At 66.4% G+C, this 6,056-nt stretch carries 7 protein-coding genes and 1 rRNA gene; 3 read left to right on the top strand and 5 right to left on the bottom strand.

Annotation, left to right across the window (positions count from 1 at the left end; genetic code table 11):
- Positions 1-99 (top strand): 5S ribosomal RNA (rrf, locus tag HV793_RS27590); the annotation flags it as partial.
- 206 nt (positions 100-305) lie between these two features.
- Here rrf and HV793_RS27585 read toward each other — a convergent pair.
- The 4 genes from HV793_RS27585 to HV793_RS27570 all read right to left on the bottom strand — a co-directional run bounded on the left by HV793_RS27585 (position 306) and on the right by HV793_RS27570 (position 2,848).
- Positions 306-1,046, bottom strand: coding sequence for an aldolase (locus tag HV793_RS27585; protein WP_175214258.1), 741 nt, complete (start codon positions 1,044-1,046; stop codon positions 306-308).
- A gap of 58 nt (positions 1,047-1,104) precedes the next feature.
- Positions 1,105-1,509 (bottom strand): YchJ family protein, encoded by a 405-nt coding sequence (locus HV793_RS27580; RefSeq protein WP_175214257.1) that lies wholly within the window; start codon positions 1,507-1,509, stop codon positions 1,105-1,107.
- 21 nt (positions 1,510-1,530) lie between these two features.
- The gene (locus HV793_RS27575; protein WP_175214256.1) at positions 1,531-1,803 is read right to left on the bottom strand and encodes a GNAT family N-acetyltransferase; all 273 of its coding nucleotides are present in this window, start codon (positions 1,801-1,803) and stop codon (positions 1,531-1,533) included.
- 94 nt (positions 1,804-1,897) lie between these two features.
- On the bottom strand, positions 1,898-2,848 hold the full coding sequence (locus HV793_RS27570) for a 3-hydroxyacyl-CoA dehydrogenase NAD-binding domain-containing protein (RefSeq protein ID WP_054451194.1): 951 nt from the start codon (positions 2,846-2,848) through the stop codon (positions 1,898-1,900).
- A 119-nt stretch (positions 2,849-2,967) separates the two neighbouring features.
- Between HV793_RS27570 and HV793_RS27565 the strand changes: the two genes are divergently transcribed.
- Positions 2,968-3,663 (top strand): hypothetical protein, encoded by a 696-nt coding sequence (locus tag HV793_RS27565; protein ID WP_244958704.1) that lies wholly within the window; start codon positions 2,968-2,970, stop codon positions 3,661-3,663.
- Here the strand turns inward: HV793_RS27565 and HV793_RS27560 are convergent.
- Positions 3,636-5,036: an MFS transporter gene (locus HV793_RS27560; RefSeq protein ID WP_119451013.1), complete on the bottom strand. Its 1,401-nt coding sequence runs from the start codon at positions 5,034-5,036 to the stop codon at positions 3,636-3,638. The two genes, HV793_RS27565 and HV793_RS27560, sit on opposite strands and share 28 nt — an antisense overlap.
- 114 nt (positions 5,037-5,150) lie before the next feature.
- On the opposite strand from HV793_RS27560, the gene HV793_RS27555 reads away from it, so the two are divergent.
- Entirely contained in the window at positions 5,151-6,020 is an 870-nt protein-coding gene (locus HV793_RS27555; RefSeq protein ID WP_175161783.1) for a LysR family transcriptional regulator, read from the top strand.
- Positions 6,021-6,056 lie beyond the last annotated feature (36 nt).

Raw genomic sequence — 6,056 nt, 5'->3', positions numbered from 1 at the left:
CGAGTTGGTCCCACTCCTTCCCATCCCGAACAGGACAGTGAAACGACTTTGCGCCGATGATAGTGGACGGACGTCTGTGAAAGTAGGTCATCGTCAAGCTTTTATTCCGCAAACCCCACAGGTAACCCCTGTGGGGTTTTGTCTTTGCGGCGACCGAATGTATTGCGCTCGGGATCTCTCGCGCGATACCACCAGCCGCAATCCCAATGAAAAACCCCTCGCAGGAATATCCTGCGAGGGGTTTTGTTTTTGCGGCGCTCAGGTAAAAGCTTTTGAGCCAAAGCGGTAAAGCCGCTCAAGAGCGGCTAGGGCAGTTGGCGTCGCAAAGCGGCGAAGAACAGTTCGGATTGCAGGCGTTCGCCTTGGACCTGTGCGGCCACCTTGGCCGCCAGGTCAGGGTTGACCGGCAGCAGCGGGCGTCCCGTTGATTGCGCAAGCACCTGGGCGGTACAGGCGCGTTCCAGGAAGAACAGGTCGTCATAGGCATAGTCCAGTCTTTCCCCGCAGACTACGACGCCATGGTTGCCGAGGAAGACCACGTCTGCGCCCTGCATCGCATGGGCGATGCGTTCGCCTTCGCTGACGTCCAGCGCCAGGCCGTTGTAGTGTTGGTCGATTGCCAGGCGGCCGTGAAAGCGCATGGCGTTTTGCGACAGCGTGGTGTCGAGCGCGCGATCCGAGGTAAGGGTCAAGGCCGTGGCGTAGGGCATGTGCGTGTGCAGCACACAGGCCTTGCCGGCGATGCGGTGGATGGCGGCATGGATGAACATGGCCGTGGGCTCGACTGCATGCCGGCCGGCGAGCTTGTTGCCTTGGGCATCGATCAGCACGATGTCGTCCGCTTGCATTTCATGCCACATCAACCCGCGGGGATTGAGGAGGAAATGCTCCGAGTCGCCGGGCAGGGCCACGCTGAAGTGATTGCAGACGCCTTCGCCCAGACCATGCGCGGCCGCGGCCCGTAATGCGAGCGCAAGGTCGGCGCGCAGTGCCGCGACAGGTTCTGCGTGAAATAGCGCTTCGGCGTGGCGAGGATCGTGGTTCATGTCTGCCTTTTCTGATGTCTGGGTTTGTTAGGCCTGGTGCGGAACTGCCGGACCAGGATCAGTACAGGTCGCCATCCACATAGAACCACTGGCCGTCTTCGCGCACGAAGCGGCTGAGTTCGTGCAGGCGGTGGGCGCGGCCGGCCTGGCGGCTGCGGGCGACGAATTCCACCGTGGCGTGCTCGGGGTCTTGGCTGCGTGTCTGCTTGATCGCCAGACCCAGCCATTTCAGGTCGGGCGGATTGGGCTCGAGCGCGCTGGGACGGGTGCTGGGGTGCCAGGTCGCCAACAGATAGGGCAGCTCGTCCAGCACGAAGGCGCTGTAGCGCGAGCGCATCAGCGCCTCGGCGGTGGGCGCTTGCATGGCTTGCGTGCCTTCGTGCCAGCGCCCGCAGCATTCGGAATAGGGCTTGGGACCGCCGCAGGGACAGACCGTGGAAGGGAGCTTGGATTGCTTGGTCACGGTGCGAAATGCCGACAGGGTTCAGGCCAGCAGATCGCTGTACTCAGGGTGGCGGCGAATGTAGGTGTCGGCGTAGGAGCACAACGGCCGCACCTTCCAACCCCGGGCGCGGGCGTCGTCCAGCGCATATTTGGTCAGCGCAGCGGCGATGCCGCGTCCGCCCACCTGGCTGGGCACGCCGGTGTGCGTGATTGCCATGGTGCTGCCTTGCAACTGGTAGTCGAGCACGCACAGGACGCCATCGACGGTGGCGGTGTAGCGGGAAAGGGCGCTGTCATGTGTTACGGAAATCATATGGAGCAATCCTGCTATGGCAGAGGGCAGGCCCAGTGGCCTGCCGGTATTGAGGGATATGGCGCATTCCGGCCCGCTGCGGGCCGCCGCCGTTTCAGCGCTGCAGTGCTTTCAGCAGTGCTGTGAGTTGCGCATCGCGCTCCTGGACCAGGTCGGCGATGCTGCGCTCGCCTGCTTCGGCGTTGACGCCCGCGATCAGGCGCTGTTGCAGTTCGGGGGTGACTTCCGGCGCGCCGAGATCGTCCCACCAGGTCTGGACCGGGCCCAGCAAGTGGTCCATGAAATTGGCCAGCCCGCCCGCGCCGCCGCCCAGGTTGAAGGTCATGTGCGGGCCGAACAGCGCCCAGCGCAGGCCCGGGCCTTGCGACACGGCGGCGTCGATGTCGGCCACGCTGGCGACGTTTTCGGCTGCCAGGTGTATGGCTTCGCGCCATAGCGCGGCCTGCAGCCGGTTGGCGATGTGGCCGGGGACTTCCTTGTTCAAGCGGATGGGGTACTTGCCCAGGCTGCGGTAGAAGGCGATGCAACGATCGATGGTGTCGGCCGAGGTTTGTTCGCCGCCGACCACTTCGACCAGCGGAATCAGGTGCGGCGGATTGAACGGATGCCCGATGACAAAGCGCGAGGCATGGCGGCACTGCGATTGCAGGCGGCTCATGATGAGGCCGGAGGAGCTGGACGCGACGATGACCTGCGGCGGCAGCACGGCGTCCATGCGCGCAAAGAGGGCAGTCTTGAAGTCTTCGCGCTCGGGCGCGTTTTCCTGCACGAAGTCCGCGCCGGCCAGCGCGGCCTCCAGGTCAGGCTCGAAGCGCAGCGCATCAGCGGAGGCGCCGGGCAGCACGTGTCCAAGTTCCGCCAGCACGGGCCATGCTGCCTGTACGCGGGCGCGCGTCAGCGTTTCGGCGTCGGCGGCGGGATCGCTGACGACGACCTCAAGGCCGCGGGCGAGGAACAACGCAGCCCAACTGGCGCCTATGGTGCCGGCGCCGACGATGGCGACGCGGCGGATGGCGGGCGGGTTGGACGTGGCAGGGCTGGACATGCGGGTCTCCTGTGAGCACGGATAGGAGCATTGTGAAGCAAACGCCGGCCCGTTGCCACGCGCATGCCGCGCGGGCAAGATAGCGGCTCCCTTTGACCTCCAGAATCCAGGAGTCCTGCATGAACGCGACGCCAGCCTCCCGATCCGCCGTGCCGTATTTTTGCCAGTGGGAGTCGGCGCATCGGGCCAGCGAAATCATCCAGGGCACGCTGGCCCTGGCCGATGACCCGGCCTGGCGCGGCTCGGGCGCGCGCGACGTGGATGAGTACGCGCGCTGGGCCAGCCACGTCTGCGGCATGGCCTGCCTGAAGATGGTGCTGGCGGCCCGCGACGGGCGCCAGTATCCGACGTTGGAGCTGGCGCGGGGCAGCTTGGCTTACGGCGCCTATACGGTGGAAGGCGAACAGATCAAGGGCATGATCTACGCGCCGTTCGTGCGCTACGTGGACGAGGCATTCGGCCTGGCGGCGCGCGTGCATGTCGATCTGCGCGCGGACGAACTGCCTGGATTGATGTCCCAAGCCGCCTATTTCATGGCGCTGGATACGCTGGCCCGAGCGGCAACCGCCCAGGAAGGGCGGGCACCTGGTGCTGGTGACTCGCGCAACGCCGGACTCGGTGACCTTCCACAATCCTTCGGGGGAGCCCGGCACGCAGGCCGATGTCGAATTGCCGCTGGCCGTCTTCGACGAATTTTTCGCGGGGCGTGGCGTGGCGATACTCCCCGCCGCGAACGTTTGAGCGCTGCGGCCTTCATGGCCTGTGAAGGCCGCAGCCTTGCCCGCGTTCAGGCATTGCGCGCGCGTTGCAGGTAGCGCCATGCAAGCACGGCAGCGAGCAGATAGCCTGAGGTGATGACGATGTAGGCCGCGGGCAGGCTGGCGCTCCATTGCGGCAGCAAATGCAGGATGGTGCCCATCAGCGCGACGCCTACCAGCGCGCCGGATTGGCGGTTGGCATTCAGGGCGGCGGCGGCGCTGTTGGCGTGGCTCTTGCCCGAGACCTGCATGACCACGCTGGTCATGGCGGGAACGGCGACGCCCACGCCCAGATTGGCCACTGCGACGATGACGGCGAACGGCCAGTAGGCCATGTCCGGCGAGAACATGACGATTCCCGCGGCGCTCATGGCAGCGGCCAACGATACCCCGCCCAGCAGCGCCGCTGGCACGTTCCAGCGCGCCGATACCCGGCTGGACAACAGATTGCCCAAGGAGAACACGGCCAGCATGGGCACCAGCTGCAGGCCGGTCTCCAATGCGTCCGCGCCGCGTGCATGCTGCAGGAACAGGCTGAGCAGGAAGAGCTGGCCGTAGGCTGCCAGATTGATCAGAAAGCCGACGCCGTTGGCTGCCGCGAATTGCGCGGTGGCGAACAGGGCGCGCGGGATGATGGGGTCGGCATGGCGGCGCTCGCGCCGCACCAGCAGCAGGGCGGCGGCCGCGCAGAGGACCACCGTGCCCAGTATGAGGTTGGAGGACCAGCCGTAGGCGTTGCCCTGGATCAGCACGAAGCACAGCGAGGACAAGGCGATCACGCCCAGCAGGTGGCTCAGCGGATTGAGGGCGCGCGGGCGGCGCGCAACCGCCTGGATGCGGCGTCGCGCCAGCCATAATCCGGCCAATCCCAGCGGGATATTGATGAGGAAGATCCCGCGCCAGCCAAATTGGTGGATCAGCACGCCGCCCAGGAGCGGGCCGGCAGCGCCTGCCACCGCCACGATCGCGGACCAGGCGGCCAGCATGCGGTTGCGCACCTGATCGTCGTCGTAGGCATGGGTCAGCAGGCTGAGGGAACTCGGCATGAACAGGGCCGCGCCCAGCCCCTGCAGCATGCGGGCCAGGATAAGCATGTCCGCGTTGGGCGCCAGGCCGCAGAGCAGGGACGCCAGGGTAAAGACGCCCAAACCGGCCAGGTAGATCGTCTTGGCGCCATAGCGGTCGGCCAGCGCTCCTGCCACCAACAGCAGGGCCGCGAAAGTGAGGGTGTAGCCGTCCACGATCCAGACCAGATCCGTCAGGGGAACGGTGAACTGCACTGCGATGCTGGGCAGGGCGACGTTGACGACGGTGACGTCCAGCATCGCCATGACGAAGCCGATGGCCAGCGTGACTAGCGGCAGCAGGCCGGCCGCGGCGGGTTTGGCGGCCAGCGAGGGCGCGGTGAGGTTGGGGCAGGCGGAACTCATGGCTGGTGGTGTGGCGAGGCTGTCGAGGACTGAAGCTTAGACCTCTGCTTTGATGCAAAAAAGCCGAATAATTGCTTTATAGTGATGCAAAAATGCATCCTTAGGGCGAACGCGATGGACTGGGACAACGCCAGGATCTTCCTGGCCATCTACCGGGTGGGAACCCTGCGGGGCGCCGCCGCGCTGCTGCAGATCGACCAGGCCACCGCCGGGCGCAGGCTGGCGGCGCTGGAGTCCTCGCTGGACGCGCGGCTGTTCCTGCGCACGCCGGGTGGATACGTGCCCACGGCGGCCGGCGAACTGGCGTTCGCGGCCGCGGAGCGCATGGAGCAGGCGGCGGACCAATTGCAGCGCCAGATGCAGGGGCTGGATCATCGCCTGTCCGGCGTGGTGCGCGTGGCGACCTCGGAAACCGTGGCCAGCTACTACATCATGGAAGCGGTGCGGCGCGTGCATGCCCAGCACCCCGACATCCGCGTGGTGCTGTCCACGGCCATCCAGATCAGCAACCTGACGCGCCGCGAGGCTGACCTGGCGATACGGAACATCAAGCCGGACAACCCCGATTTGATACACCGGCACCTGACGCGCAAGGAGGTCGGGCTGTACGCTTCGCGCGCCTACCTGGCTGCGCATGGCGAGCCGCGGCCGGGCACTGCGTTCGCGGGGCACACGCTGGTGACGTACCAGCAAGCGGTGCTGCCGGGCTGGTCCGACACGTTTTGCGGCGAGCCCACGGGCAACGGCCGCATCGGCGTGGAGCTGAACTCCGGCCTGATGATCCTCGAGGCGGTCGCGGCCGGGCTGGGCATCGGCGAGGTGCCCACGCACATGGCGCCGGGGTATCCCGAGCTGGTACGTATCTGGCCGACGCGCAGCGAACCCTACGATTTGTGGTTGGTGATGCACGGCGACCTGAACCGCACGGCGCGCGTGCGCGCCGTGGCCGACGCGATAGTCGAGGTCTTCGAGGAGGACGAGTAGCGTTCCGGGCCGGCGGCGGCTTGTGGGCAGGCGCGG

Source organism: Achromobacter aegrifaciens, assembly GCF_902859965.1.
Lineage (GTDB): Bacteria > Pseudomonadota > Gammaproteobacteria > Burkholderiales > Burkholderiaceae_B > Achromobacter > Achromobacter aegrifaciens.
This window is presented reverse-complemented; position numbering and strand designations above follow the sequence as displayed.